The 26,036-nt window shown below is 61.6% G+C and carries 24 protein-coding genes and 1 tRNA gene; 11 read left to right on the top strand and 14 right to left on the bottom strand.

The window, feature by feature from the left end:
* The first annotated feature begins 17 nt into the window (after positions 1-17).
* Positions 18-638, top strand: coding sequence for a glutathione S-transferase family protein (locus ACDA63_RS09750; RefSeq protein ID WP_373663038.1), 621 nt, complete (start codon positions 18-20; stop codon positions 636-638).
* A gap of 52 nt (positions 639-690) precedes the next feature.
* On the opposite strand, the gene trmB is transcribed toward ACDA63_RS09750, so the two are convergent.
* Genes trmB through thiS form a run of 3 tightly spaced genes read right to left on the bottom strand, consistent with a single transcriptional unit; the run spans position 691 to position 2,442 of the window.
* The gene (trmB, locus tag ACDA63_RS09745; protein ID WP_373663037.1) at positions 691-1,404 is read right to left on the bottom strand and encodes a tRNA (guanosine(46)-N7)-methyltransferase TrmB; all 714 of its coding nucleotides are present in this window, start codon (positions 1,402-1,404) and stop codon (positions 691-693) included.
* A gap of 14 nt (positions 1,405-1,418) precedes the next feature.
* The gene (locus ACDA63_RS09740) at positions 1,419-2,204 is read right to left on the bottom strand and encodes a thiazole synthase (RefSeq protein WP_373663036.1); all 786 of its coding nucleotides are present in this window, start codon (positions 2,202-2,204) and stop codon (positions 1,419-1,421) included.
* A gap of 34 nt (positions 2,205-2,238) precedes the next feature.
* Positions 2,239-2,442: a sulfur carrier protein ThiS gene (thiS, locus tag ACDA63_RS09735; RefSeq protein ID WP_373663035.1), complete on the bottom strand. Its 204-nt coding sequence runs from the start codon at positions 2,440-2,442 to the stop codon at positions 2,239-2,241.
* On the opposite strand from thiS, the gene ACDA63_RS09730 reads away from it, so the two are divergent.
* The 4 genes from ACDA63_RS09730 (at position 2,426) to ACDA63_RS09715 (ending at position 5,548) form a co-directional block, all read left to right on the top strand.
* A complete protein-coding gene (locus tag ACDA63_RS09730) occupies positions 2,426-2,599 on the top strand; it encodes an MYXO-CTERM sorting domain-containing protein (protein ID WP_373663034.1) in 174 nt (57 codons plus the stop codon). The two genes, thiS and ACDA63_RS09730, sit on opposite strands and share 17 nt — an antisense overlap.
* A gap of 119 nt (positions 2,600-2,718) precedes the next feature.
* The gene (locus tag ACDA63_RS09725; protein WP_373663033.1) at positions 2,719-3,498 is read left to right on the top strand and encodes a YdiY family protein; all 780 of its coding nucleotides are present in this window, start codon (positions 2,719-2,721) and stop codon (positions 3,496-3,498) included.
* A gap of 96 nt (positions 3,499-3,594) precedes the next feature.
* Positions 3,595-3,668 (top strand) — tRNA-Gly (locus ACDA63_RS09720).
* A gap of 821 nt (positions 3,669-4,489) precedes the next feature.
* Entirely contained in the window at positions 4,490-5,548 is a 1,059-nt protein-coding gene (locus ACDA63_RS09715; protein WP_373663032.1) for a hypothetical protein, read from the top strand.
* A gap of 33 nt (positions 5,549-5,581) precedes the next feature.
* Here ACDA63_RS09715 and ACDA63_RS09710 read toward each other — a convergent pair whose 3' ends face one another.
* Positions 5,582-6,481, bottom strand: a complete 900-nt coding sequence (locus ACDA63_RS09710) for a LysR family transcriptional regulator (RefSeq protein ID WP_373663031.1) — start codon at positions 6,479-6,481, stop codon at positions 5,582-5,584.
* A 109-nt stretch (positions 6,482-6,590) separates the two neighbouring features.
* On the opposite strand from ACDA63_RS09710, the gene metE reads away from it, so the two are divergent.
* The 3 genes from metE (at position 6,591) to ACDA63_RS09695 (ending at position 10,654) form a co-directional block, all read left to right on the top strand.
* Positions 6,591-8,885 (top strand): 5-methyltetrahydropteroyltriglutamate--homocysteine S-methyltransferase, encoded by a 2,295-nt coding sequence (gene metE / locus ACDA63_RS09705; RefSeq protein WP_373663030.1) that lies wholly within the window; start codon positions 6,591-6,593, stop codon positions 8,883-8,885.
* A 62-nt stretch (positions 8,886-8,947) separates the two neighbouring features.
* Entirely contained in the window at positions 8,948-10,195 is a 1,248-nt protein-coding gene (gene glyA, locus ACDA63_RS09700) for a serine hydroxymethyltransferase (RefSeq protein WP_373663029.1), read from the top strand.
* 90 nt (positions 10,196-10,285) lie between these two features.
* Positions 10,286-10,654, top strand: coding sequence for a dihydroneopterin aldolase (locus ACDA63_RS09695; RefSeq protein ID WP_373663028.1), 369 nt, complete (start codon positions 10,286-10,288; stop codon positions 10,652-10,654).
* Positions 10,655-10,814: 160 nt separating this feature from the next.
* Here the strand turns inward: ACDA63_RS09695 and ACDA63_RS09690 are convergent, their stop codons facing one another.
* Together ACDA63_RS09690 and ACDA63_RS09685 are read right to left on the bottom strand one after the other, a co-directional pair.
* Complete coding sequence (locus ACDA63_RS09690; RefSeq protein ID WP_373663027.1) at positions 10,815-11,576, bottom strand: class I SAM-dependent methyltransferase; 762 nt, start codon at positions 11,574-11,576, stop codon at positions 10,815-10,817.
* A gap of 500 nt (positions 11,577-12,076) precedes the next feature.
* Positions 12,077-14,086 carry an EAL domain-containing protein gene (locus ACDA63_RS09685; RefSeq protein ID WP_373663026.1) on the bottom strand — a complete coding sequence of 670 codons (2,010 nt, stop codon included), beginning with the start codon at positions 14,084-14,086 and terminating at the stop codon, positions 12,077-12,079.
* A 959-nt stretch (positions 14,087-15,045) separates the two neighbouring features.
* Here ACDA63_RS09685 and ACDA63_RS09680 point away from each other — a divergent pair.
* Both ACDA63_RS09680 and ACDA63_RS09675 read left to right on the top strand, forming a co-directional pair.
* Positions 15,046-16,062: a calcium:proton antiporter gene (locus ACDA63_RS09680; protein ID WP_373663025.1), complete on the top strand. Its 1,017-nt coding sequence runs from the start codon at positions 15,046-15,048 to the stop codon at positions 16,060-16,062.
* A 39-nt stretch (positions 16,063-16,101) separates the two neighbouring features.
* The gene (locus ACDA63_RS09675) at positions 16,102-17,616 is read left to right on the top strand and encodes a BCCT family transporter (RefSeq protein ID WP_373663024.1); all 1,515 of its coding nucleotides are present in this window, start codon (positions 16,102-16,104) and stop codon (positions 17,614-17,616) included.
* Positions 17,617-17,620: 4 nt separating this feature from the next.
* Here the strand turns inward: ACDA63_RS09675 and ACDA63_RS09670 are convergent, their stop codons facing one another.
* The 4 genes from ACDA63_RS09670 to ACDA63_RS09655 form a co-directional block, all read right to left on the bottom strand.
* Positions 17,621-18,352: a ferritin-like domain-containing protein gene (locus ACDA63_RS09670; RefSeq protein WP_373663023.1), complete on the bottom strand. Its 732-nt coding sequence runs from the start codon at positions 18,350-18,352 to the stop codon at positions 17,621-17,623.
* A 285-nt stretch (positions 18,353-18,637) separates the two neighbouring features.
* Positions 18,638-18,838 (bottom strand): hypothetical protein, encoded by a 201-nt coding sequence (locus ACDA63_RS09665; protein ID WP_373663022.1) that lies wholly within the window; start codon positions 18,836-18,838, stop codon positions 18,638-18,640.
* A gap of 358 nt (positions 18,839-19,196) precedes the next feature.
* On the bottom strand, positions 19,197-19,385 hold the full coding sequence (locus ACDA63_RS09660; RefSeq protein ID WP_373663021.1) for a hypothetical protein: 189 nt from the start codon (positions 19,383-19,385) through the stop codon (positions 19,197-19,199).
* 329 nt (positions 19,386-19,714) lie between these two features.
* Complete coding sequence (locus tag ACDA63_RS09655) at positions 19,715-20,632, bottom strand: hydrogen peroxide-inducible genes activator (RefSeq protein ID WP_373663020.1); 918 nt, start codon at positions 20,630-20,632, stop codon at positions 19,715-19,717.
* A gap of 293 nt (positions 20,633-20,925) precedes the next feature.
* Here ACDA63_RS09655 and ACDA63_RS09650 point away from each other — a divergent pair, with 293 nt between their 5' ends.
* A complete protein-coding gene (locus ACDA63_RS09650; protein WP_373663019.1) occupies positions 20,926-22,416 on the top strand; it encodes a DegQ family serine endoprotease in 1,491 nt (496 codons plus the stop codon).
* A gap of 119 nt (positions 22,417-22,535) precedes the next feature.
* Here the strand turns inward: ACDA63_RS09650 and ACDA63_RS09645 are convergent, their stop codons facing one another.
* From ACDA63_RS09645 to ACDA63_RS09630, 4 genes are all read right to left on the bottom strand, one after another.
* Positions 22,536-23,534, bottom strand: a complete 999-nt coding sequence (locus ACDA63_RS09645; protein ID WP_373663018.1) for a LacI family DNA-binding transcriptional regulator — start codon at positions 23,532-23,534, stop codon at positions 22,536-22,538.
* Positions 23,535-24,011: 477 nt separating this feature from the next.
* Entirely contained in the window at positions 24,012-24,323 is a 312-nt protein-coding gene (locus ACDA63_RS09640; RefSeq protein ID WP_373663017.1) for a DUF2782 domain-containing protein, read from the bottom strand.
* A 97-nt stretch (positions 24,324-24,420) separates the two neighbouring features.
* Positions 24,421-25,014, bottom strand: coding sequence for an RdgB/HAM1 family non-canonical purine NTP pyrophosphatase (gene rdgB, locus ACDA63_RS09635; RefSeq protein WP_373663016.1), 594 nt, complete (start codon positions 25,012-25,014; stop codon positions 24,421-24,423).
* Between the two features lie 12 nt (positions 25,015-25,026).
* On the bottom strand, positions 25,027-25,998 hold the full coding sequence (locus ACDA63_RS09630; protein WP_373663015.1) for a potassium channel beta subunit family protein: 972 nt from the start codon (positions 25,996-25,998) through the stop codon (positions 25,027-25,029).
* Between the last annotated feature and the right edge of the window lie 38 nt (positions 25,999-26,036).

Raw genomic sequence — 26,036 nt, 5'->3', positions numbered from 1 at the left:
GTCCGAGAGTTCTGGCCATGCAATTGATCGGCATGCTCGATTCGCCTTACGTTCGGCGCGTAGCCGTGTCGGCGGCGCTGATGGACCTTGCGTTCGAACACCGTTCGGTATCGGTGTTCCGCGACTTCGAGGCGTTCAAGATCGTCAATCCCATGGTCAAGGCGCCCACGCTGCTGTGTGATGACGGCGAAATCCTCATCGACAGCACGCTCATTCTCGATTACCTCGAAAACATGGTGGCACCGTCGCACCGGCTGATGCCCAGCGCGACATGGGTACGCCGGCGGGCATTGCACATCATCGGCGTAGCGCTGGTGGCGGCCGAGAAAACCGTGCAGTACATCTACGAGGTAAAGCTGCGGCCCGAGGACAAACAGTTCGAAGACTGGGTCGTGCGCATCACCAGCCAGCTCTCGCACGCGTGGGACCTGCTCGAACCGATGGCGGCCGGCGCCCATCCCTGGCTGATGGGTCAGCGCATGACGCAGGCCGACGTGACGCTGGCCGTGGCGTGGCGCTTCAATCAATTCTCGGTGCCCGGGCTGAGCGATCCGCAGCGCTATCCCGCGTTGGCAGCGTTCTCCGCGCGGGCCGAGCAGTTGCCGGCCTTCATCGCGTATCCCGTCGACCGGGAGTGACACGCCCGGCGAGGCCACCGGACGCGGGCGCGTCCGGCGTCTTCGGCCGCGCCTAGCCCTTGCGGCGGAAGATCAGATCCCACACGCCGTGCCCAAGGCGCAGGCCACGCGCTTCGAACTTGGTCAGCGGACGATAGTCGGGGCGCGGCGCGAACTCTTCGCAGGAATTCTCCAGGAGCGGCTCAGCGCGCAGGACCTCCAGCATCTGCATGGCATAGTCCTCCCAATCGGTGGCGCAATGCAGGTAGCCGCCGGGAGCCAGGCGACGCGCGAGTTCAGTGACGAACGCCGGCTGCAGGATGCGGCGCTTGTGGTGTTTTTTCTTCGGCCACGGGTCCGGGAAGAACACATGCACGCCGGCCAGCGAACCTTCGCCGATCATGTCGCGCACGATCTCTGTCGCGTCGTGCTGCATGACGCGCAGATTGGTGATCCCGTCCGCCTCGATCAGCTTGCACAGATTGCCCACGCCGGGACCGTGGACTTCGATGCCGATGAAGTCGGTGTCCGGGCGAGCCTTGGCGATCTCTGCCGTCGCCACGCCCATGCCGAAGCCAATTTCCAGCACCACCGGTGCGTGACGGCCGAACACGGCGTCGGTGTCGAGCCGCGCCGCGCGATAGGGAATGCCGTAGCGCGGCATCAACGCTTCGATGGCGCGCGTCTGCGCGTCGGACATGCGCCCCTGGCGCAGCACGAAGCTGCGGATCGGCTGGCGCGACAGGCGCGGGACGTCGTCGTCCATCGGCGGGGGTGAAGCGGTCATGAAACGAACCCCGTTCAGGAGCCGATCAGTCCGCCGGTCGGCGAACTGGGCGAAGCAGAATAGAACTTGCGCGGCATGCGCCCCGCGAGGAAAGCATCGCGCCCCGCCTCGACGGCCTTCTTCATGGCGCCGGCCATGCGCACCGGGTCTTGTGCCGCGGCGATGGCGGTGTTCATCAGCACACCGTCGCAACCCAGTTCCATGGCAATCGCAGCATCGGACGCCGTACCGACGCCAGCATCGACGATCACCGGCACGCGCGCCTGCTCGATGATGAGCTTGAGATTCCACGGATTCAGAATGCCCATGCCCGAACCGATCAGCGATGCCAACGGCATGATGGCGACACAACCGATGTCTTCGAGCATGCGCGCCTGGATCGGGTCGTCCGAGCAATACACCATGACCTGGAAGCCGTCTTTCACCAGCACGTCAGCGGCCTTGAGCGTTTCCGGCATGTTGGGGAACAGTGTGTGCTGGTCGCCGAGCACTTCGAGCTTGACCAGCGAATGTCCGTCCAGCAGTTCGCGCGCCAGTCGCAGCGTACGCACGGCCTCGTCGGCCGAATAGCAGCCGGCCGTATTCGGCAGATAGGTGAAATGCGACATCGGCACTGCGTCGAGCAGGCTGGGCGCTTTGGGGTCCTGCCCGATATTGGTGCGGCGGATGGCGACGGTGACGATCTGCGCCCCCGAGGCGTCGAGTGCCGCGCGCGTCTCGGTGAAGTCCTTGTACTTGCCCGTACCGACGAGCAGACGCGATGCGTAGCCCTTGCCGGCAATCAGCAGCGGATCATTCATAGGTGTGTGCTTCCGGAAAATGCAGCGCCGCGTCTCAGCCGCCGCCCACGGCGACGACGATTTCCAGGCGATCGCCCTCGGTCAGCGAGGTCGCAGCATGCAGACCGCGCGGCACGATGGCGCCATTGCATTCCACCGCCACGCGTTTGCCCGCCAGTTCAAGCGATTCGAGCAGACCGGCAACCGTCAGCGGCCCGAAGAACTGACGGCGCTCGCCATTGATGGAGAGGGTAAGCATGCGGCGACTCGCCCGCGAACGCGGCTCATCGAAAAATGGGAGCGGGGATTCTAGCACGGTCGCCGCCATGCTCCTCGCAGGGCTTGCGCGCATCGCCCGCCGTCGCCGTCACGCGACCGCCCATTTCCGCAGAAGCCCGATCGCGGTTCTAAGATGACATCTTGACCAGGTCGGCAGGCACTTGCATGCCTGCGAAACACCCGTCTCATGCGGCCGCCGTGCCGAGGGCGGCCCATTTCTTGCGAAGCCGGCGTAACCCGTTTTTTCCAAATGACCATGAAGTCACTCCGTCAGACCTTACCGGCGCTGATCGGCGCCACTTTGTTCGTCTCTCTCCCCGCACACGGCCAGGGCCGCCCCAGCGACCCTGCGTTCAAGAGCATGGCGTCGTCCCCGCAGAGCGGAAACGGCCGCTGGACAGGCTCATTGGGCTTTGGCATGACTATCAGCCGCGGCAACAGCAATTCCACGCAGGCTTCGCTGTCGGCCGACGCGGTGAGGGCATTGCGCGACAGCCGCATCGTCCTGCATGGTTTGTTCATCCGGAATACCAGCAACGGCGACACGACCGCGGATAACGATCTGGCCAGTGCACGTTATGAGCGCAACTTTGCGCAAGCGTGGTTCGGCTTTGGCGATGCGACGCTCGAACGCGATCCGTTCAAGGACCTGGAACTGCGCCAGACCTACGGCGCCGGTGCCGGTTATCGGCTGCTGCGCGCGGAGGGGCTGCAGTTGAACGTGTATGGAGGCCTGGCCTACACCTTCGAAGACAACAAGACCGCGTCGGACGCCAAGGGCATTGAACCGATGGTCGGCAATGATTTCACTTACGCGCTGTCGCAGACGGCCACGCTCTCTCAGCGCTGGGTGCTGTTTCCGAACACCGTCGGCCGGGGCGGCATTCGCTCGGTCTTCCAGGTCGATCTCAGCACCAAGATCACCGAGCGCTTCGGCTTGCAGCTTTCGGTGCTGAACAAATTCCGCGAGAAGGTCCTGCCCGGCGAGAAGAAGTCGGACACGATCATTTTCACGGGCATCACCGCCAATTTCTGACGCAACTCGCGCCGCGTGCCGGTTGAGGCGGGCAGCCGATTTCCGTACAATCGGCTTCTCTTAGCTCCCGGCCTGTTGCGTCGGCGGGCCGCCCGAGCGGGCGTCGTATAATGGTAATACCCTAGCTTCCCAAGCTAGAGCCGTGGGTTCGATTCCCATCGCCCGCTCCACGAATTCCGGCGACAAACACTGATCGCCAAACAAAAAGCCAGGCTTTCCGAGCCTGGCTTTTTGTTTATCAAGTCCCATCCGGTCGCAGCGAAACCCAGTGATCACTTCGAGGCACGGTCGCGCGTCTTGCGCGCACCCTTCTGCCCAGCCCTCCAATGCGCAACCAGGATCAATTCCACCGGTGAACCGGACCGATCCGCATGACCCGTCCGTCACGCACAACAGATTTTGATTACTACGAAATCGGACTTTGTCGCAGACACTTGAACACCCGGTTAAGTGGCTGCGGCGCCTGATTTATGTCAGCTTTGGGCGCATTCTCAGATCATAGGATCGTCCCATACAAGCGGTGTTTCCTTGCTTGCGCAACAGCGTTTCCAAGCCGCACCGCACGCGAACAAGTGATTGGGGCTCACACATGAAAAATGATATCGAACGGTCTGGAATGGACCAATCGACACAGCCGCCGTGGCCGGCCGGGCCGCGCCGATCTGCGGCACACCGGCGGATCGGATGCGAAGGCCGCCTTCCACAAGCTGGATGGGGTCCAGCCCTGAATCCTTCGACACCAACCTGAATAGCACCGCGGCGCAGGCCAGTGTGGGTGTCTTGGAGCAATTCGCGAAGATCTCAATCTCTTTACTACTGCCGGCTGCAACCGCATCGCTCTGCCGCGTTGCGCCGCAATCCGGCTGTGACGACTTGAGCGGGCAGGGCACTCGAAGCGTGCCCCGTTTTTGCTGACTGGGCATCCGCCCTATTCTGCTTGCCGTTTTGCCCACGCACACAGAATTCCGGGGAGGCGTACGGGGGTACCGCCATGCATGACAAATCACTATCCCAATTGCTTTCGGCTCTGGATGGGCTTCCGTCCATTGCCGTCGAGACCGTGTCAGAGACGGCCGCACACGAAAGATGTGCGGCGTCCCTCGAAATCGCACTCAAGGTCGAAGATACCTCCATGCTCCTGAAGGTATCCAGGTGCCCGCACCCGTCTCCAGACTACGTTAGAGAAGTGGCGGCGAGATATTGCTACGTTGACGAAACGAAGCAGACGACCACGCAACCATTCTTCCTGGCGAGAACAATCGCTCCGGCCACCCGACGATTGCTGGAGGCTTTGCGCGTCGGGTATTACACATCCAAGGGCGAATTTCTCTTCCCGGCGCCTCGCGGCCATGCCTACATGCTGAAGCCCGCGCCGCAAGTCCACGAGCATTCCATGCGCCTGTTTGCAGGACGGCGCAGAGATCTTCTGCACACCTTGCTGTGCTGTCACGTCGATACGTATTTCCACGCGAAGGATGTCGTGACCCAGGCGGGAGTCAGTCGCACAACGACTTCCGAGACGTTGCACGAACTGGAGCGTCTAAAGCTCGCCGAGCCTTACGGCCGAGGCCCCATGATGAACTGGCGCTTGAGCGATCCGGGAAAGCTCCTTGACCTGTGGGCCCACCTGAAGAGGCGGCCTCCACGGGAAATGCAGGCTTACGCGCTCCCCGCGCCGGACTATGCAACCCGGCTCCGCGACGTCGCGTCAATCTTCGATAAGTACAAGGTGCGATACGGCGTGTGTCACGAATCGGCCGCGCGAGCGTACCTTTCGTGCAGCCGGCCGGTCCCCGAAATCCGCGTCCGCGTTGCGCCCGATATCAACGTCTACAAGGCCCTGGCCGAACTGGACGCCGCCTCGTCGAAAAACATGCAGCCGAACCTTCTGATTGTTGAAGCGGAATCCAACGGGGTACTTCAACATCGGGGCGAGGTGAACGGAATATGGCTGACGAGCCCGGTCCAGACTTACCTCGACCTGGCCCTTGAGGGCTCTCGTTACACGGCGCTGGCCGCAGCCTTGCGCCATGTGCGCATAGGGTGCTGAGACTATTGCGGCAACACCGCTCGCCAATGCTGCTCAGCGCGCGGTTCGATGCGTGCGCGCCAGGCTCATGAAGGCGCGCACGTATTCGATATCCGCGTCGGCCTCGCGGATGCCGAGGAAAATCTGCTTCGGCACACCATCCTTGCCGAGCCGCACCGGCGCCACGTCGACTTTTTCGGCGTATTCCTCCACCAACCACCTTGGTAGCGCCGCCACGCCGCGGCCGCTGGCGACCATCTGCAACATGATGTCGGTGGTCTCGATGGGTTTGTGGCGTTTGGGGCTGATGCCGGCCGGCGTGAGGAACTGCGTGTAGATATCGAGTCGATCGAGCGGCACCGGATAGGTGATCAGCGTTTCGCTTGAGAGCTGCTCGGGGCGAACGTAGCGCGCCTTGCGCAGCGGATGCGACGGGCCGACCACCAGCACCTGTTCGTAATCGAACACCGGCTCGAAATGCAGCCCGTTGCGGTAGAGCGGATCGGGCGTGACGAGTACATCGATCTCGTAGCCGAACAAGGCGCCGATGCCGCCAAACTGGAATTTCTGCTTCACGTCGACATCCACGTCGGGCCACGCGGCGAGGTACGGCGACACGATCTTCAGCAGCCACTGGTAACACGGATGGCACTCCATGCCTATGCGCAGCGTGCCGCGTTCGCCCTGTGCAAATTGCCGGATGCGTTGTTCGGCCAGCGACAACTGCGGCAGCAGGCGATTGGCGACAGCAAGCAGGTACTCACCCGCCTGCGTGGGCCGCAGACTGCGCCCTTCGCGATGCCAGATCGCCACGCCAAGGTGGTCTTCGAGCTTGCGCATCGTGTGACTGAGCGCCGATTGGGTGAGATGGAGCTCGGCTGCCGCAGCGGTGAGCGAGCCCTGCTGTTCGACTTCGCGGATGATCGCCAGATGGATGCGTTCGAGGATTGGCATGGGGATTTATACGTGAACGTTTTTCATCGATGAATGAAATAAAACCATTTTTATTCATTGTTCGGTGATTTTACGATCGTGCCACTACCGATCCCCACTGGCAACGATCATGACAACAACGCACAACCTCGGCTTTCCGCGCATCGGCGCGAAGCGCGAACTGAAATTCGCGCTGGAGTCCTACTGGAAAGGGCAGTCCTCGCGTGATGAGCTCAAGGCGGCAGGCGCACAGTTGCGCCGCCGTCATTGGCAGGACCAATCGGCGCTCGACTTTGTGCCCGTCGGCGACTTCGCCTTCTACGACCACGTGCTCGACATGAGCTTTACGCTGGGCAATCTGCCCGAACGCGTTCAGGACTTTCACGGCGACGCGCTGGACAATTACTTTCGCGTGGCCCGTGGACGCTCGGCGCAATCCGCCGACGAACATGCCCACTGCTGCGGGGGCGTCGCGGCGGGCGAGATGACCAAATGGTTCGACACCAACTATCACTACATCGTCCCGGAGTTCAGCGCCGACACGCAGTTCAAGCTCGACGCAACACGCCTGCTCGAACAGTTGCGCGAAGCGCGCGAGCAGGGCGTCAAGGCCAAGCCAGTCATCATCGGACCGGTGACGTACCTGGCCATCGGCAAAGCAAAGGACGGTTCCGATCGCCTCGCCCTGCTCGATCGTCTGCTTCCCGTCTATGCGCAGCTCCTGGCGGTACTCGCCGAACAAGGCGTGGAGTGGGTGCAGATCGACGAGCCGATTCTGGTCACGGAGCTCGATGGCGACTGGCGCCATGCATACACCACGACGTATCACGCGCTCAAGTCAGCCCCGGTCAAGCTGTTGCTGGCGACCTACTTCGGCCCGCTGCGGGAGAACCTCGAATGGGCGGTCAAGCTGCCGACCGCAGGCATCCACCTCGACGCCGTGAATGCGCGCGACGAAGTGCAGATCACGCTGAACTACCTGGCCGGCCACAAGGTGCTGTCACTGGGCGTGATCAATGGCCGCAATATCTGGAAGACGGATCTGTGCGCGACGCTCGACTGGCTGGAGCCGGTGCGCGATCGCCTGGGCGAGCGCCTGTGGATCGCACCGTCATGCTCGCTACTGCATGTACCGGTGGATCTGGACAGCGAACAGCAACTCGACGACGAGATCAAATCGTGGCTCGCATTCGCCAAGCAGAAGCTCGATGAGCTTTCGGTGCTGGCCACTGCGCTGGATGCAGGCCGCGAGGCGGCCGCCGACGCACTGTCCGCCAACCGCGCCGCCTGCGAAGCACGCCGCACGTCGCCACGCGTCCACAACCCGGCAGTGAAGATCGCCGTGACGGAAATCGATGCGCGCCTCGGACAGCGCAAGAGTCCCTACCCTCAACGAGCCGCCAGGCAGGCCGCATTGCTCGCCCTGCCGAAATTCCCCACGACGACGATCGGCTCCTTTCCCCAGACGGCCGAGATCCGACTCGCGCGCAGCCAGTTCAAGGCTGGCGAAATCGACGCGACGAACTACAAAGCCGCAATGCGCGCCGAGATCGCTCGCGGCGTACGCGAACAGGAAGCGCTAGGACTGGACGTCTTCGTACATGGCGAGGCCGAGCGCAACGACATGGTCGAGTATTTCGGCGAACAACTCGCAGGCTATGCCTTCAGCCAGTTCGGATGGGTGCAGTCCTACGGTTCGCGCTGCGTGAAGCCGCCGATCCTGTTCGGCGACATCAGCCGCCCAAAGGCGATGACGATCGAGTGGATCAGCTACGCGCAATCGCTGACCTCAAAGCCCATGAAGGGCATGCTGACCGGGCCGGTCACCCTCCTCAATTGGTCCTTCGTTCGTGATGACCAGCCGCGCTCGGTGTCGTGCAAACAACTGGCGCTGGCGATCCGCAAGGAAGTGCGGGACCTCGAAGCGGCTGGCGTGCGCATCATCCAGATCGACGAAGCCGCGCTGCGGGAAGGTCTGCCGCTGCGCAGGTCGCAATGGAGAGCGTACCTCGACTGGGCAGTGGAATCGTTCCGCATTGCCGCCAACGGCGTAGAAGACGAAACGCAGATCCACACCCATATGTGCTATTCGGAGTTCAACGACATCATCGCGTCGATTGCAGACATGGATGCCGACGTCATTACCATCGAGACGTCGCGCTCGCACATGGAATTGCTCGATGCCTTCGATGACTTCAATTACCCCAACCAGATCGGCCCCGGCGTGTACGACATCCACTCGCCCAACATTCCGAGCGAACAGCACATCGTCGCGCTGATGAAAAAGGCCGCCGAGCGCGTGCCGGCCGAGCGGCTGTGGGTCAATCCGGACTGCGGTCTCAAGACGCGGCAATGGAGCGAAGTCATTCCCGCCCTCTCCAACATGGTTGCCGCTGCGAAGACCCTGCGCGCCACGGTCGCCTGATCATCTCATTTCACCAATACCCCCGGCCAACATGCCGGGGCTTCGTTCCACGGAGGCCACACATGTTTGAACGCGCCCGCTATGCCGTCGACCAGATCGACCCCGAGGTATTTGCCGCCATCGAGCAAGAGAACCGGCGGCAGGAGGATCACATCGAGCTCATCGCCTCCGAGAATTACACCTCGCCCGCCGTGATGGCGGTGCAAGGCTCGCAACTCACCAACAAGTACGCCGAGGGTTATCCGGGCAAGCGCTATTACGGCGGCTGCGAATACGTGGACATCGTCGAGCAGCTCGCCATCGACCGCGTCAAGGCGCTCTTTGGGGCCGATGCCGCTAACGTCCAACCGAACTCCGGCTCACAGGCCAACCAGGGCGTGTTCTTCGCCGTACTCGAGCCGGGCGACGCGATCATGGGCATGAGCCTCGCCGAAGGCGGACACCTCACGCATGGCATGCCGCTCAACATGAGCGGCAAGTGGTTCAACGTGGTGAGCTACGGACTCGACGCGAACGAGGACATCGATTACGCAGCGCTCGAGCGCCAAGCGCGCGAATGCAAGCCGAAGCTGATCATTGCGGGGGCGTCGGCGTTCGCGCTGCGGATCGACTTTGAACGCATCGCGCGGGTGGCACGTGAAGTCGGCGCGTACTTCATGGTCGACATGGCGCACTACGCCGGGCTCATCGCGGCGGGCGTCTATCCCAACCCTGTGCCGCACGCGGACTTTGTCACCACGACCACGCACAAGAGCCTGCGCGGCCCACGCGGCGGGGTGATCCTGATGCGCGCCGAACACGAAAAGGCCATCAACTCGGCGATTTTCCCGGGCATTCAGGGCGGCCCGCTGATGCACGTGATCGCCGGCAAGGCGGTGGCTTTCAGAGAGGCGTCGTCACCTGAATTCAAGGACTACCAGCAGCAGGTCGTGAAGAACGCCACCGCGTTGGCAGGCACGCTGATCGAGCGAGGGCTGCGCATCGTCTCGGGCCGGACCGAAAGTCATCTCATGCTCGTCGACCTGCGCGCAAAGGGCATCACCGGCAAGGACGCCGAGCGGCTGCTCGGGCGGGCGCACATCACGGTCAACAAGAACAGCATCCCGAACGATCCAGAAAAGCCTTTCGTCACTTCCGGCATCCGCCTCGGCACACCGGCCATGACGACACGCGGCTTCCGTGAGAACGAAGCGCGCCTGGTCGGGAATCTGATCGCTGACCTGTTGGACAATGGTGGCAACGACACCACGATCGAGGCGGTTCGTGCGAAAGTACAGGCCCTGACGCAGCGCTTTCCCGTCTATCGCTAGCGTCTCCAACACCGGCCCTGCCGGCTGGGGCGAATGGGCGCAAGTGCGCCCGCCCTAGCCACGCAGCGCCCGCACAGCGGATGCATCACCTTGGAAATCTACAACCGCCGGATCCATATCCGTGAGTTCAGCCTGCCGGTGCTCATCGGCTTCTACGACATCGAACGCCAGTGTCCACAACGCGTGCTGATCGACGTCGAACTGCGGCTCGCCCCGCTCACGGGCACGATGGCCGACGACGTATCCGCTACCGTCAACTACGACCTATTGCATCGCGGCATCCCCAAACTCGTCGCCGGGCGGCATTTCAATCTGCAAGAGACGCTGTGCCACGAAATCCTGGCACTGTGCGCGAGCCTCGATGGTGTGAGGGGCGCACGTGTATGGGTCCGCAAGCCGGACATCTACGCAGACTGCGAGAGCGCCGGCTACGAGGCAGAGGTGGGCATCCCGGAGTAGATTCGTCCGCCCCAAAGTCCCTTGCATGACGAAAGATCAGGGACGGGAATGGACATGTCGCGTTGCGCGACCATCACGTCCATGTATTGGCGGCATGCACACCGGGCGCTATTCAAGGACGTCTGTTTGAACAGTGCCGAACGTGCCGGGCTGTAGAAGCTTATTGTCGGGGAGCGAATATCCTGCCGGCCCAGCTTGGCGGCTCGGTGTAGAAAACGTGGCTGATCTTGCTGACGCTTCCAAATCGGAAACCATGGTGCTGCGCCAGGACACTCAGGCTCTTTCTCGAAAACAGGCTTACATGACCATTTCTCGGCGCAGCGTACGCCCACGTCAAACGGCTACTGGCGCGGATATTCTCGTCATTTAGCAGAGTCGAAAAGAAGACAATCCCCCCTGGACGGAGAACGCGCCGAAGGTCTTCCATCAGCATATGGGGATCGGTGGAATGTTCAAACACCTCGAACGCCGTAACGAAGTCGAACGAAGCCGCGGGATCGATTGTGCTATCGCCTCCGAAAGGATCATAGGAGCATGACCGCCAACCGCGCTCCCGCAGGATCGCCGACATCAAACCGTTGCCGCCCCCAAAATCGAGGTGGCGTACTTGAAGCTCCCTCACCCGCTCTCCAAAGCTCTCATTCAGAAATGTCGCATTGATCAGAGGACGACGCTGCAAATAGTCCGGATCAGCGAGGTGATACTCATCGTTGTAGACGCGACGAGAGAGTTCTTCCTTCGTCCACGCCATCATGTCGGGGGCGAAACAGAAGTCACATGCGGAACAGCGTGCATAGTAGATTGCGATCCCACTGGGGACCGGAGGCACGCCGTCTCCCATCTCGCACGACTTGTTGAAGTCGACGACGTCGAACAACGCACTGCGCCCTTCACAGACAGGGCAAATCAATGGATCTTTCATTGGTCTCCGAGCGGAAAATTGGCGCGTCTTCCGCTGTACTCCTTCAATTCGGTGGTCGATGCCCGTACGGTGCATTGCTTGCAGCCGCTGTCGCGCTTGTTGCTTCTGACGCGCACATTGTGGTTGTGATCACGACGGAAGAGCATCGTTGACAGCTCTTGCAACGCGCTTGGTATATGTCAAGCCAATGGACAAATCGCCCCCCTCAAAGAGCACGCCGCGCGCAGAACGACACTACGTACACAATATGTGGCTGATTGGAGCGCTGCGTTCTTTCCGCTGTGGGGCACAGCGGTATGCAAATTGCCGTCGACTCGGCTCCGCCATGCGAACCAGTCTTTCATCGGATCACACGATTCGTGGCGAGCTTGCTCGACGTTCCGATCGCGCCTTTCACGCCAGCCAATGCATGAGGCCGACGCAGCGAGTACGAAGCCAGGCGCGCCGGCAAGGGATACGTTCACATTGATTGAGCGACGCCGCGGCGAATTACGCCCGGGTCACGCTTGCAGATCGCCGATCAGGCGAGCACGTGCGTCCTTGTAGAGTTCGCTGCCAACGCCGGCGCATACCGCCGCGTGCACGAGATTCGACACGAGATCGTCGTCCGGCCCCGTTGAAGCGCGGGGCTGTATGGGCAGGCTCGAGAAGATGCACGACAGGCATTTGGCGTCGACAGAATGGTCGGCGTAGCCGGGCCTGCGTTCTGCGATATCCGCCAACAGCGCCGAAGGTGCGCCGTCGCCGCGCGCCATTTCGGCGTTGAGGTGGATACCCTCTTCCCACAACAACAGGCGCGCCAGTCGCGCCAGGCGCCCTTCGGAAGACAGCCCCGCGAAAAGGGATTCGCGCGACGCCAGCCAGCCTACGATCTCATCCGGCGGCATGGGGCGCGCGACAGCGTAGCCTTGCACCAGGTCGGGTCCAAGAATAGGCAGCGCCTGCAGCAGATCTTCGTCTTCCACGCCTTCGATCACCACCGGCTTGCCCAGCGAATGTCCCAGGCGCGTGAGCTGGTAGATGAAACGCATCATGTCCCAATGGTCGCCGCCCCTGCTGGATGCGATGTTCTGATCGATCTTGATGGCGTCGAAGGGAAAGTCACGCAGGCGGTTGAGGCTGCCATATCCGGCGCCCAGGTCGTCGAGCGCGATGTGCACACCAAGCGAGCGGAAGCGTTCGATCTCCTCCGGTACCGAAACGCCCGCCGGCAATGCGCCGCTTTCGAGCAGTTCGAGCGTCACGGCACTCGGATCGCCGCCGTATTCGACGAGAGCCGCACGCGTGGCTTCGAAATAGCGGATGTCGGCCAATGCCGCAGGGGGCAGGTTGATCGATACGGCCAGATCGGCGCCCTGCTGCAGCCAGCGTGCGCGCCACGTCATGACTTGCCGCAACCCGCGGACGTAGAGGACAAAGTAGTCCTCCGGCTGCAGGGCACCGAGAAACTGCCCCGGTCCAAGCAGGCGGTCGCCATCACGCAGTCGCGCCAGCGCTTCGACTTTGGTAACGCGCCGCTCGCGCAGGTCGAGCAACGGCTGAAAGTGCATTTCGAGCGCGTCCGTGCGCAGCAGCGACTGCCAACGCTGGCGGATGAGGTACGGCACGTTCTCGGTACAGCCTTTCTGGCGCCAGATGCGCGCCAGGGCAAGTTCGACCAAGGCTTGGACGAGGGTGATGAAGTCTTGCTGCGCGGGCCCGGAATAGCCGCCGGGCATGGCGCTGTAGAGCACCAGATTGAGCATCGGTGCGCCGTCCGGGCCGTGCAGCGGAATCGCGATCATGGAGCGAAAGCCCGCTTCAGCGGCGAAATCGCGCCACAGGGTCATGCGGGGGTCGGTCGAGATATTGATCGAGCGCTGCACCTGTCCGGTGCTCCATGCCAAGCCGATCGGCCCCTGCTCCGAGGCACGGCTCGCCTCGGGGCTTCGCTCGAGCTTCGAGCATTGGTGCATGTAGCGGGCCACCGCCTCGCCATGGGCGTCCACGACGTGAAACCCACCCAGCGCATCCGGGTATCCGACGGCACAATCGGCAACGCTCGGGATTTCGCCCAGCATGTTGACGGCGACGTCGATGACGCCAGCGTAGCTGTCGACGTCGGCAATGGCCCGCGTCATCGACAGAATGAGATCGCGGCGTGCGTCACGCACCTCGTTGTACGTTTCGGTCTGGTGATACAGCCCGAGGTTGAGGCGATGGGTCAGCACCGCGAGGCCTTCCGCATGGACGGCCGGATCGACCGCTGCGCGAATGGCGTTGGTCAACGCTTCAATGCACAGAACCGCGTCGTCCTGCTCGAGCCCGAGCTGCACATGCACGCTGCCGATGCGACGAGCCGCGTCGCGATGGGCGACGGCGGTCAAGCCCGGCTGGAGCAGGAAATCGAGGTGTTGGCGCAGGACACTCGCGACGTGACGCGTCTCATCCGCCGAAAAGCTCTCGAGCAATGACCGGATGAAGGGGGATGCCTTTGCCCTGGACAGGAAACGTTCTGCGATGGCATCCATGCTCGGCGCCATGGCTGAGGCCAGATCTTTGAGGGCGGTGTCGACCTGCAAGCCGTACAGATCAGAACACGTGTCGTTGGAGAGAGTTGGGGGGGTATTTTTATTCATGCCAGTAAGTCTCGATATTCGGACCGATTCGATTACCGGCGATGAATGGGCGAGCAATTCTGAATACCAGCTATCGCCCACAATTAATTCGCACCTGGAATCGATCCAGACAACAGGAACCCGCCGTCATTGCGGCGCATACCGACCGTCATTCATGGCCCCCGCGTGGCGACGGCCTTTTCGAAGGGGAATCCTACGGGTCCGCACGCTGTGTTTTTGTTGACATCGATTAAGTCTGACGGGGCGTGTTTGTCAAATTCTGGCAACAACAGTAATCGTTTCAGTGATTTAGTAGGAAACATCTTAGTTATGCACCAGAACCTTCACAGGACGCATTCGTTCGAACCATAAATCGCCGGCTTATTTCGAAAAATGAATTCGCGTCTATTGCGAATAAAACGAACATTATTTTCCATTGATTCATTTCGATAAACTCAGTCGCGCGGAATCTGATCAGCGAGTCGATTTGAATTTCACTTTCTCAACTTGAATAATGGGCAGCGTCGGGAAGAATCGTCCAACCCGGCTGGCATTGAATTTATTGCGATCGTGGGGAACGCCCGGCCGACGACACGGCCCAACCAACGGGCCCAGGCCGCATCGGCAGCGGTCTTGGAGCCTGCTTCCGTCCAGCAGGCGTATTGCATGCCGCATCGCTACGCAGACACATCAGCCGTCACGCCGTCTGCATACTATGTTTCAGTCATCGGTCGTCACGACCGCGAGTAACGCACCGGCCATCGTCCTGCTTCGGTAGCGCGCGGGCGCCGGGCAGAGAGGAGAGAATGTCGCGCTTCGCCCCCCTTAATCCTGCATGGACCTGGCAAGTACCCCTTCTTGCGTGGGCTTCGATGTTGACGCCGTCCGGCGCGACGCTTGCAACAGTCATAGCGGCCATCCTTCTGGGCGGCACGGTTTTCGCCGCCGTTCACCACGCGGAAGTCGTGGCGCATCGCATCGGCGAACCGTTCGGCACGCTGGTGCTCGCGGTGGCGGTGACCGTTATCGAGGTCGCGCTGATCGTGTCGGTGATGATCTCCGGCGGCGCGGCAAAGGCTGCGTTGGCACGTGACACGGTGTTTTCGGCCATCATGATCGTGTGCACCGGCATCGTCGGCCTGTGCTTGCTCCTGGGGGGCATCCGCCATCGTGAGCAGGATTTCCATCTCCAGGGCGCGACGTCGGCCATGGGGGTCCTGGCGGCCCTGTCGGTGCTGTCGCTGGTGTTGCCCAACTACACGAGCAGTCAGCCCGGGCCGGCCTGGTCGCAGCCGCAATTGGCCTTCTCGGGCTTTGCCGCGCTCGTGCTGTACGGCATGTTCGTTTTTGTACAAACCATCCGCCACCGCGATTATTTCTTGCCGGTGGACGACACGGCCGGCGACGAGACCTCGCACGCTAAGCCGCCAAGCAAACGCCAGACCTGGGAGAGCGGCGTCTTGCTGATGGCCTGTCTGGTTGCCGTGGTCGGGCTGGCCAAGAAGCTGTCGCCGGTCATTGAAGAGGCCGTCGTTTCGGCTGGTGCGCCGGCGGCACTGGTCGGTATCGTCATCGCCGCATTGGTGCTGTTGCCGGAGGGGCTGGCGGCAGTACGGGCAGCACAGGCCAATCGCCTGCAGACAAGCCTCAATCTCGCGCTCGGGTCGGCACTGGCCAGTATCGGACTGACCATCCCGGTGGTGGCCGCGATCTTCATCGTCACCGGCCAACCACTCATCCTGGGGCTGGAGGCCAAGGAGACCGTGCTGCTGGCGCTGACGCTGTTGGTCAGCACGATATCGCTCAGCACCGGACGCACGACGATCCTGCAGGGAACGGTCCATTTGATGATTTTTGCGGCATTTCTCTTTCTTTCGGTGGTGCCCTGACAAGACCCGCGGGCGTTGGCCGCGGACAAAGGAGCCTCGATGCAGAGCCGTCGTATCTCGTTTGCGCTGATCGTGGCGTTCGTCGCGTGGGCGATGCTCTCACCCGCCACGCTTTCGACTGCCACGCACGCCGCGCTGGCCTTCTGCTCGAAGAATTTCAGCTGGCTCTACCTGTGGCTGGTGTTCTCGATGGTGGTGCTGTGCCTGTGTCTGGCGTTTGGACGCTTTGGGAACATCCGGCTGGGTGACGACGACGAAGAGCCCGCGTTCTCGCGCGGCTCGTGGTTCGCAATGCTGTTCGCCGCCGGCATGGGCATCGGCCTGGTCTTCTGGGGCGTGGCAGAGCCGCTGTCGCATTTCCTCAAACCACCGCCGGGTGTGATTGCGCAGACGGCGGACGCGGCCGGTGCGGCCATGCGCTACACGTTCTTCCACTGGGGGGTGCATCCGTGGGCGATGTATTCAATCGTGGCGCTCGCCATCGCTTTCGCACAGTTCCGCCTGGGCAAGCCCAGCACCATCGAAGCAACGCTGTCAGGATTGCCGCAGTGGTTGCAGGGTCGATGGCATGCGGCCATCGACGTGCTGGCGACACTTGCCACGGCCTTCGGCGTGGCAACGTCGCTCGGCATGGGCGCGCTGCAGATCAACAGCGGCCTGGCCCGCGTATTTGACGCGCCCATCAGCCCGACGACGCAGATCGCGATCATCGTGATCACAACGGCGATATTCATTACCTCGTCGATGTCGGGCGTGGAACGGGGCATCAAGTGGCTGTCGAACATCAACCTCGTGCTTGCCCTGCTCTTCGCGCTGACCGTTTTCATCATCGGCCCGACAGTGGCCATTCTCGACACCTTCACCAACACGCTCGGCGGCTATGTCACCGAACTGGTGCGCATGAGCCTGCGCTTGACACCGTTCCGCAACGACCCGTGGGTGACCGACTGGACGGTGTTCTACTGGGCATGGTGGATTTCGTGGTCACCCTTCGTCGGCATGTTCATCGCCCGCGTGTCGCGCGGACGCACGATACGGGAGTTCGTGATCGGCGCGATGCTGGTGCCGAGCCTGGTCAGTTTCATGTGGTTCTCGGTGTTTGGCGGAACGGCGCTGAACCAGGAGATCTTCGGCACCACGCCCCTGGCCGCAAAGGCAGTTCAGGATGCGTCGGTCGCGATGTTCGATCTGTTCGCCACACTGCCGCTCACGACCGCACTGTCGGTCGTGGCAATCGTGCTGGTATCGATCTTCTTCATTACCTCGGGCGACTCGGCCACCTTCGTATTGGGCATGCTGAGCGACAACGGCAATCCTCATCCGTCGACCAGGCTCAAGCTCGGATGGGGCGTGCTGGTGGCGCTCATTGCGATCAGCCTGTTGCTGGTCGGTGGCCTGGAAGCCATCCAGACGGCAACAATCGTGATTGCCCTGCCGTTTGCGATCGTCATCGCACTGATGGCGTACTCGCTATGGCGCGAGCTTGCGCAGGAAGCCGACCGCATGGAAAAGGCCGAACGCGAACTGCGACGCAAGATCCGCAAGCTGATCTGAGTCGTCAGCGCAGGATGAAGCACCGCACAACAAATGCGATCGGCATGTGAATGGACGCGAACATCGACGGTAGGCGCAACGGCTTGAGCAGCATTTTCACGGCTTGCGGGATGGGATAGCTGCGGCGCACACGGCGGTTGACGCGCGTGAGCAGATCGGCAAAAGCCTTGCCGTCACGCGCTTCGTTCGGATGGCAATGATTGAAGGCATGCCAAAGACCGATCTCGGCGTCGCTCTTGCGCGCCTCGACCAGGCGCCGGCCGATGGTGCCGGCAACGCGACGGCGGCTGTTGCGCTCGATGTCGTTGTAGCGGTTGAAGTAGCGGTAGAAGTGCTTGTAGTGGCGCACTTCATCACTGCGGATATGCGTGACGAGTTGGCGCAGGAAGGGTTCTTCGGTCAGGTCGTAGATGGCACGGTAGTACGTCGAGGTCCCCGTCTCGACGACGCAGCGCGCAGCCATCTCGAGCCCACGGCTGGGCTCGAACTCATCGACCGTGCACAGTTTCGAGTATTCGGCAAAGAAACCGTCGTAGGCAGCCTGCCAGTCGAATTCGGGCCACACTCGATTCACATAGGCACGCAGGGCGCGGCCGTGCTGGACTTCTTCCTTTTCCCAGTGCCCGGATAGCCAGGCAACCACTTCTGGATCGCCCTCGAAGTATTCGGCGAGGTTCGCCGCGTAAGTATCCGAAGCGATTTCGATGAAAGACGAGGCCGCCAGCAGATACAGCATGTCCCGATCATGGCGAATGCATGATCGGTCGATGCTCGAAAAATCCAGATCCTCGATTCGCCAGGGCAAAGAAGAGGGACTATGACCAAGCACGGTGCATTCCTCCATCCAATCCGCGCAGCCAATGAACGCAGCTCTATGGCTTTGTCCGCGTGAACACCCAACAGTTTCAGTTGTATGTCAAAACGCAGGAATCGGACAGAAGATGACGCTGACGGGCCTCTTATGGCAAATGGGTGGCAGGACGGGCGGCGCGGATGGAGCCCGCGCCGCAAACGCCCGGCGTCAGGTCAACGGCCACCACTCATAGTGCGACACGTGCATATCCTGGACAGGATTGTCGACCCGGCCACTCTTGCGTCGCTGCTGAGCACGGAGTTCGGCCAGGTATCCGTCGCGCTCAAGGTCGTCCTCGCTGACGTACGTGCCGTGCGCGGCGAATGATTGGTCTTTGACGATTGCGGTTCGCGGATCCTTGCTTGCCATGATGCTCTCCCAAGGGTTCGGCCGATCAGGATCGATCAGCCTTGTCTGACTTTACGACCGTGATGGAAGTCATTTGCATAGGGGTTTGCGGCAGCGCGGAATTACCCGAATGACCGGTCACAACCCCTTCTGGAAGGGAATGACCGTAAGATTTTTCGACAAAACAATCGGTTAAATGAAGTCTGCTTCAACCCATCAGGGTCGCTAGGGATTCCAGCAAGAGGGAAAACGATAGGAGGTAATATGAGCGCTTGCGGCTCGGTGACCAGCGCGATCGGCGGGTCAGGCGGGGATCGGCAAATGGACAAGACCCGCCGCCAGGGCGGGCCTTACACCATTAACCGTCACAAGGGGACGATCAGACCAGGTTGTTGAACAACATCGCGCGCGCAATTTGCGCTTCTGCGTGTTGCAGGCCGAGGGTACCCGGCATGGCATCGCTGACGTGGGTCAGCTCGGCGACGAAGCCAGCGCGTTCGCGCTCTTCAGCGCCTTCGTAGGAACGGCGGGTAGCGAGACGGTCGAAGAAGTTGAAGGTCGGTGCCATGATAAAAGCCTTTCGGTGACTATTGGTTAAGGGTTTTGTACGCGTTGTGCGTAGCACCAATAGTACGGATCGGCCCAGGCGCTGCCCAATTCGAGTGTTTGATTTTTCTATAAGGCGCTTTTAATACGGGCGCCGTCCGGCGAGAACGAAATGCTCGCGTTCGGACTTATTGTTTTTAAAATTCAAACACTTAAAAGAAAACGTCCTTATGCACCGGGCATGATGCCAAACGGGCATTGCGGGAAGGAGGGCTCTTAGAACTTTTTAATGGCGCCATAAAGACGCCATTCATTTCAGTCTATCTGCACAGCATATGCTGCTCTGCAATATCAACCGACGGGCGTAACGCCGGGCAATTCGCTTTCGAGAATGCAGGCGCGCAGCAAGTCGATGACCTTGGTTCGCGGGTAGGTCACGCGCCACGCCAGCGCGACACGGCGACTCGGTTCCGGCGCAGCGAAGCGACGCACCGACACCAGGTCATTGGCACCAGCATGCTGCGAATCGGCCGCCGAACTGGGCAATACCGTCACGCCCAATCCAGTCGCAACCATGAGGCGGATGGTTTCGAGCGAACTGCCCTCAAGGGTCTTTTGCAGGCCCGTACCATGGGCACAGCGCGGGCAGACCTCCAGTACCTGGTCGCGGAAGCAGTTCCCGGCCCCCAGAAGCAGAAGAGGTTCTTCCTGCAAGGTCGCGGTAGAGATTTCTTCCTGCGCGGCCCACGGATGGGTCGCAGGCATCAGCACGCGGAAAGGTTCGTCGTAGACCGGCTGAGTGACGATACCGGGCTCGGAGAACGGCAGCGCCAGGATGGCAACGTCGATATCGCCCTTCTTCAGCCCCTCGGCCAGGCGCGAGGTGTAGTTTTCCTGGATCATCAACGGCATGCGCGGCGCGCGCTGCGCAAGGCGAGGAATCAGGGAAGGCAGCAAGTACGGGCCGATGGTGTAGATGACCCCCAGGCGCAGGGGGCCGGCAAACGGATCACGTCCCGCTTCGGCGATATCGCGCACCTGCGAAGCCTCACGCAGCACGCGCTCGGCCTGGGCGACGATCTGTCGACCGATCTCCGTCACCTTGACGTCGGCGGCGCTACGTTCGAATAGAAGCACGCCGAGTTGCTCTTCGAGCTTTTTGACGGCCACGGACAGCGTCGGCTGGCTGACGTGGCATTTTTCCGCCGCGTGGCCGAAATGGCGCTCCTGGGCCAAAGCTACGATGTATCGGAGATCCGTCAGGGTCATCGTCACTCTCCAAGCGCGCGGATTGATTCCGGCGGTGCATGCTGAATCTATCGATTGTATGACGCTATCGAGACTCCTGTTTGATGCAGGTTGACCTTTTGACGAAGACTAGACTACCCACATGGGCGTCAATGAGAACACGTTCAATACCTGCTCTCAGCCAAGTTTTGCTTTGTAATCCTTTGTAATGACAGGGAACGGGGAAATTTCCCGCACAGTCACAGGCCGTAACCGGGAAGCCTCTTGCGCCCCCGGCGAGTCCATACCGAATGTTGTCAGGAGCCCCGTTCATCATGGAGTGGTCTTTTTCTCGCACTGTTCTGATCGCCGCCGTCGCGGCAGTCGCCTTTACCGGCTGCCTCGAAAATACAGGCATCAACACATCACACGCCGCGAGCAGCAGTAGCGCATCGTCGGTAGCGGCCAGCGGGCCGGTGACCGTCCCCCCGTCCGCGCGCCCCGCGCTGCCGGACTTCAGTGCCCTGGTCGAGCAGGTAGGGCCGGCCGTGGTCAACATCCGCGTCACCAGCGTCTCGAAGGAGGACGACGACGATGCGGCCATGGAACAGGATCCGTTCTACGACTTCTTCCGGCGCTTCGGCATCCCCGCGCCGAACATGCCGCGCGGGCAGGCCCAGCCGCGCATCAGCCAGGGCGAAGGCTCGGGCTTCATCGTCAGCGGCGACGGCTACGTGCTGACCAATGCGCACGTTGTCGCAGATGCGACGGACGTGACCGTCAAGCTCACTGACAAGCGTGAATTCAAGGCCAAGGTAATTGGCAGCGATACGCGCACCGACGTGGCACTCATCAAGATCGACGCGACCGGGCTGCCCTTCGTGCGGATCGGCGACGCCCAGCGCGCCAGGGTCGGCGAATGGGTCGTGGCCGTCGGCTCGCCGTTCGGCTTCGAGAACACGGTGACTGCCGGCATCATCAGTGCCAAGGCACGCCGCCTGCCGGACGAGACTTTCGTGCCGTTCCTGCAGACCGACGTTGCCATCAACCCGGGCAACTCGGGCGGCCCGCTGTTCAATCTGAACGGCGAAGTCATCGGCATCAATTCGCAGATCTACTCGCGCTCCGGCGGCTTCATGGGTATCTCGTTCGCGATCCCCATCGACGAGGCCATCAAGGTGAAGGACCAATTGCAGAAGTTCGGCAAGGTCTCGCGCGGTCGTCTCGGCGTGGGCATACAGGGCGTCAACAAGGAAATGGCCGCGTCGTTCGGTCTGCCCGACACGAAGGGTGCGTTGATCAATTCGATCGAAGACGGCACCCCGGCGCAGAAATCAGGCCTGCGCGAAGGCGACATCGTCACCGAAGTGGACGGCACCAAGATCGATGACGCAGCCGACCTCGCCCGACTGATCGGCAATCACCACCCGGGCGACACCGTCAAGCTGAAGGTCTGGCGCGACAAGGCTTCGCGTGAAATCAGCGTGAAGCTCGCCGAACAGGCTGGCGATACCACGGCGCGTGCGGATTCCAACAAGCCGAACAATGCGCAGTCGTCGTCCGGCAAGCTGGGGCTGGCAGTGCGTGCGCTGCGCCCCGAAGAGGCCAAGCAGCTCGATCTGCAAGGCGGGCTGGTCATTCAGCGCGCTACGGGAGCCGCTGCCAAGGCGGGCCTGCAGAGCGGCGACGTGGTGGTATCCGTCAGCGGGCAACGCGTGACATCCACTGAACAATTCCAGCGCTTGGTCGAACAGGCTGGCAAGAACGTGCCGCTGCTCGTGCAGCGCGGCAGCATTCGTCAGTACGTGGTGGTGACGTTGAACTAATCGACGGGCTTTCGACTCACATTCCTACGGAGCGCGTTCGCGCGACGTTGGTTTTTCCTCGAAAGCAGTGTCTTGCAATAGGGGCATCGGAATCGATGCCCCTTTTTTTGTGCGCGTGATCAGTCCAGCGGACGGCGCGTGGAAGCGCGGGGAATCAGGCGGGGCTCCAGCAGCACGTCGCTCTCGCCTTCTTCGCGCGCAATGGCGGTCAGCAGGCGATTCATGGCGGCTTCGCCCTGTTGTTCGGAACGCATGTCGACCGACGTCAGCGGGGGCTGCATGTAGCGCGCGACCGGAATGTCATCGAAACCGGCCACAGCGACGTCTTCGGGAATTCGCAGCCCCAGCGCCTGTGCTTCATGCATCAGGCCCAATGCCACAAGGTCGTTGTACCCGACCACCGCTTCGGGCCGCTTGCCGCCCAGCAGCACGGCGGATGCTGCGCGTTCGCCGGCTTCCAGCGACGGCGTGTCGATTTCGTGCACGATCGGCGTGAGATTGGCCTCGGCCAGCGCGTCGGTCAGGCCGTGCAGGCGCTCCGCGTTCCAGCGCGCGCGTGTGAAGCCCACGTAGGCAATCCGCTGCATGCCGAGTTCGACCAGATGGCGTCCGATCATGTACGCCGCCTGGTAACCGTCGGACCGTACACAGGGAATCCCCAGTCGGGACAGCCGACCGAAGAACACCACCGGCTTGCCGATTTCGGCGAGCCAATCGATGGATTCTTCAGGGATACGAGAGCTCACGATCAACCCGTCCACGCGGCGCGACAGTGCTTCGAGCAGTGCACGCTCGCCGGAAGGGTTCTCTTCGATATCGATAACCAGCAGGCTGTAGTCATGCGCCAGCGCAACGCGATTGGCACCTTTCACGATGTTGGCGAAGTGCGGATTGCGAACGTCCTGGATGGCGAGCCCCACCGTGCGCGTCTGGCCGGTCACCATGCTGCGCGCGGCGGGATTCTGCCGGTAGCCCAGGCCGTCGACTGCCGCGCGTATGCGCGCTTCGACTTCTGGAGAAAAGCGCTGCAGACGGTTGATGAACTTCGAGACCGTTGCCGTGGATACACCGGCAGCCTGTGCGACGTCTCGAATCGTCGCGGGTCGTTTAGTTTGCATGGAAAAGTTAAACGCTTTATGTCTCTACTTCGTTGACATGTTTGAGTAACGCGGCAACAAACATACGGCGCCAGCTCGATCCGGTCAATCGTTCCGTCGATTTTATTGTTTTCGGTCTCATTGGGGTTTGTCCCGGTGGCGGACCGAACAACCGCAACGTACATTTACGTTAAACGTTTAACTTCAATTATGCCAGTCAGGACAAACATCGATCCTCTGGATGAGTCGCTGGTTCGCGGAGTTAAACGGAGACCGATTTCAATGCGCGGCGACGCCGCGCTGCGGGTGTCCCACCGCTGGCTTGCCCAGCGGTGCCTGGCGCGTTTGTTAGTTGTGTCTCCTGGATAACAAACGAGCTTTTCGGCGCCTCGTACCGCCCTCCTGGTACGAGGCGTTTTTCTTGGTGCGAAAACAACGACGGCTCCGAACGCGGTGACGTCGTGCCACCGCCGGAGCCGTCTGCGCCTCAGGCGCGGCCTACCACTTGAACAGCACCCAGCGCGGCACCTTCATGCCGTTGTCCATGCCGTCATAGCGTGTAAAGCTGCCGTCGCCCTTCTCGTCGATCAGGTAATAGGCGGGTCCAACTTTGGGTGTGATCTTGATCATGTAGAGGCGGCCCTTGATGCGGAACTCCTCCACGCGTTGCTCCGCTTCATCCCGGATCGTGACTTCCGGCTGGGTACCGTCGTCGGGGATCGGTTCGAGCTGCGGAGGCGGCGGCGCATTCTGCGCCCAAGCCAGTGGTGCCAACACGGCGAGGCACAATCCCATCAATCGCGTCTTCATTGCGTGATTCCCTTGTGTCATTGAAGGCCTTGTCAGCCTTTGGTTATTGTTCGCTCCCTGTCGCCGGCCGGTGGGCGTCGCAGGCACCCACACAGTATCAGATCGCCGCATGACGTAGTCGTTCCAGCAAAGTCTGAACCGCGACTCCGCGATGGCTGATGCGGTTCTTCGTTTCTGGCTCAAGCTCTGCGGCGGTCTTTCCGAGATCCGGCAGTAAGAAGTACGGGTCATATCCAAACCCGCCGGCACCGCGAGCTTCATCGATCACCTCGCCGTGCCACTCGCCTTCTGCGATCAAGGGCTGCGGGTCATCCTTCGAGCGCACGAACACCAGTACGCAGACATAGTGAGCACGGCGATCGCTCTGTCCGGCGAGCTTCTCGATGAGCAACTGATTATTGCAGGCGTCCGACTTCGGCTCCCCGGCAAAACGCGCCGAATAGACGCCGGGCGCGCCGCCCAAGGCCGTGACACAGATGCCCGAATCGTCGGCCAGCGCTGGCAAGCCAGTACTGGCCGACGCATGGCGCGCCTTGGCAAGAGCGTTCTCGACGAAAGTCACGTGCGGCTCTTCAGCTTCCGTCACGCCAAGCGAAGCCTGCGGTACGACCTCCCAACCCAAGGGCGCCAGCAGCGCCTGGAACTCCCGCAGCTTGCCGGCGTTGTTGGACGCCATGACCAATTTGCGCATGCCTTCTCCGTGTCAGTCCGTCGCGCCGGTGCAGGCTTCATCGATGCGGGCAATCACGTCGGGCGTGAGCCGCGCGATCACTTCCTGCGCCGCCATGTTTTCCTTCAATTGCTCGATCCGCGAAGCGCCCGTGATGACCGTCGACACGTGCGGATTATGTGCGCACCAGGCAATCGCCAGCTGGCTCAGCGTGCAGTCGAGTTCCTTAGCGATCGGCAACAGGCGGGACACCGCTTCGTTGCGCCTGGGATCGAGCAGACGCTCGTGCAGCCATTCGAAGGTCGGCAATGCACCGCGCGAGCCCGCCGGGATGCCGTGCAGATACTTGCCCGACAGCACGCCCGAACCGAGCGGGCTCCACGTCGTCAGCCCGAGACCGATGTCTTCGTAAAGACGTCGATACTCCTGCTCGACGCGACGGCGCACGAACATGTTGTACTGCGGCTGCTCCATCACCGGCTTGTGCAGATGATGACGCTCGGCGATCTGCCACGCGGCGCGGATTTCATCGGCGCTCCACTCCGACGTGCCCCAGTACAGCGCCTTGCCGCGCTGGATCATGTCATGCATGGCCCACACGGTTTCTTCGATCGGCGTATGCGGGTCCGGGCGATGGCAGAACACCAGATCGATGTAATCCAGCCCGAAGCGCTTGAGTGATCCGTCGATGGCGTTGAGCAGATATTTGCGGTTGAGCGTGTGCTTTTCGTTGGGGCCTTCGTGCAGGCCCCAGAAGAACTTGGTGGACACCACGAAGCTCTCGCGCCGCCATTGCAGGTGATGCAGGGCCTCGCCCATGATGCGTTCGGACTCACCCTTGGCGTAGGTTTCGGCGTTGTCGAAGAAATTGATGCCATGGTCCCAGGCTGCCGCCATCAGCTCACGCGCATGACGGCTGTCGACCTGATTCGAATACGTCACCCAGGAACCCAGCGACAGCGTACTGACCTTGAGTCCGGAACGACCGAGTCTGCGATATTCCATTGTCTTTCTCCTCTTGCTACCAATGACCGGCGCGGCCT

Source organism: Uliginosibacterium sp. sgz301328, assembly GCF_041807905.1.
GTDB lineage: Bacteria > Pseudomonadota > Gammaproteobacteria > Burkholderiales > Rhodocyclaceae > JBGVSA01.
Note: the sequence above shows the minus strand (reverse complement) of the source record. Positions and strands in the feature narration are given on the sequence as shown.

Excerpts from the sequence above, each read along its gene's own strand:
- ACDA63_RS09640 (WP_373663017.1), bottom strand. The coding sequence starts at position 24,323 with ATGAAGACGCGATTGATGGGATTGTGCCTCGCCGTGTTGGCACCACTG.
- ACDA63_RS09740 (WP_373663036.1), bottom strand. The coding sequence starts at position 2,204 with ATGAATGATCCGCTGCTGATTGCCGGCAAGGGCTACGCATCGCGTCTG.
- ACDA63_RS09680 (WP_373663025.1), top strand. The coding sequence starts at position 15,046 with ATGTTGACGCCGTCCGGCGCGACGCTTGCAACAGTCATAGCGGCCATC.
- ACDA63_RS09670 (WP_373663023.1), bottom strand. The coding sequence starts at position 18,352 with ATGCTGTATCTGCTGGCGGCCTCGTCTTTCATCGAAATCGCTTCGGAT.
- ACDA63_RS09675 (WP_373663024.1), top strand. The coding sequence starts at position 16,102 with ATGCAGAGCCGTCGTATCTCGTTTGCGCTGATCGTGGCGTTCGTCGCG.
- ACDA63_RS09630 (WP_373663015.1), bottom strand. The coding sequence starts at position 25,998 with ATGGAATATCGCAGACTCGGTCGTTCCGGACTCAAGGTCAGTACGCTG.
- ACDA63_RS09715 (WP_373663032.1), top strand. The coding sequence starts at position 4,490 with ATGCATGACAAATCACTATCCCAATTGCTTTCGGCTCTGGATGGGCTT.
- ACDA63_RS09725 (WP_373663033.1), top strand. The coding sequence starts at position 2,719 with ATGAAGTCACTCCGTCAGACCTTACCGGCGCTGATCGGCGCCACTTTG.
- metE (WP_373663030.1), top strand. The coding sequence starts at position 6,591 with ATGACAACAACGCACAACCTCGGCTTTCCGCGCATCGGCGCGAAGCGC.
- ACDA63_RS09660 (WP_373663021.1), bottom strand. The coding sequence starts at position 19,385 with ATGGCACCGACCTTCAACTTCTTCGACCGTCTCGCTACCCGCCGTTCC.
- ACDA63_RS09710 (WP_373663031.1), bottom strand. The coding sequence starts at position 6,481 with ATGCCAATCCTCGAACGCATCCATCTGGCGATCATCCGCGAAGTCGAA.
- ACDA63_RS09730 (WP_373663034.1), top strand. The coding sequence starts at position 2,426 with ATGGAGAGGGTAAGCATGCGGCGACTCGCCCGCGAACGCGGCTCATCG.
- rdgB (WP_373663016.1), bottom strand. The coding sequence starts at position 25,014 with ATGCGCAAATTGGTCATGGCGTCCAACAACGCCGGCAAGCTGCGGGAG.
- ACDA63_RS09650 (WP_373663019.1), top strand. The coding sequence starts at position 20,926 with ATGGAGTGGTCTTTTTCTCGCACTGTTCTGATCGCCGCCGTCGCGGCA.
- ACDA63_RS09645 (WP_373663018.1), bottom strand. The coding sequence starts at position 23,534 with ATGCAAACTAAACGACCCGCGACGATTCGAGACGTCGCACAGGCTGCC.
- glyA (WP_373663029.1), top strand. The coding sequence starts at position 8,948 with ATGTTTGAACGCGCCCGCTATGCCGTCGACCAGATCGACCCCGAGGTA.
- ACDA63_RS09665 (WP_373663022.1), bottom strand. The coding sequence starts at position 18,838 with ATGGCAAGCAAGGATCCGCGAACCGCAATCGTCAAAGACCAATCATTC.
- thiS (WP_373663035.1), bottom strand. The coding sequence starts at position 2,442 with ATGCTTACCCTCTCCATCAATGGCGAGCGCCGTCAGTTCTTCGGGCCG.
- ACDA63_RS09655 (WP_373663020.1), bottom strand. The coding sequence starts at position 20,632 with ATGACCCTGACGGATCTCCGATACATCGTAGCTTTGGCCCAGGAGCGC.
- trmB (WP_373663037.1), bottom strand. The coding sequence starts at position 1,404 with ATGACCGCTTCACCCCCGCCGATGGACGACGACGTCCCGCGCCTGTCG.
- ACDA63_RS09750 (WP_373663038.1), top strand. The coding sequence starts at position 18 with ATGCAATTGATCGGCATGCTCGATTCGCCTTACGTTCGGCGCGTAGCC.
- ACDA63_RS09685 (WP_373663026.1), bottom strand. The coding sequence starts at position 14,086 with ATGGATGCCATCGCAGAACGTTTCCTGTCCAGGGCAAAGGCATCCCCC.
- ACDA63_RS09690 (WP_373663027.1), bottom strand. The coding sequence starts at position 11,576 with ATGAAAGATCCATTGATTTGCCCTGTCTGTGAAGGGCGCAGTGCGTTG.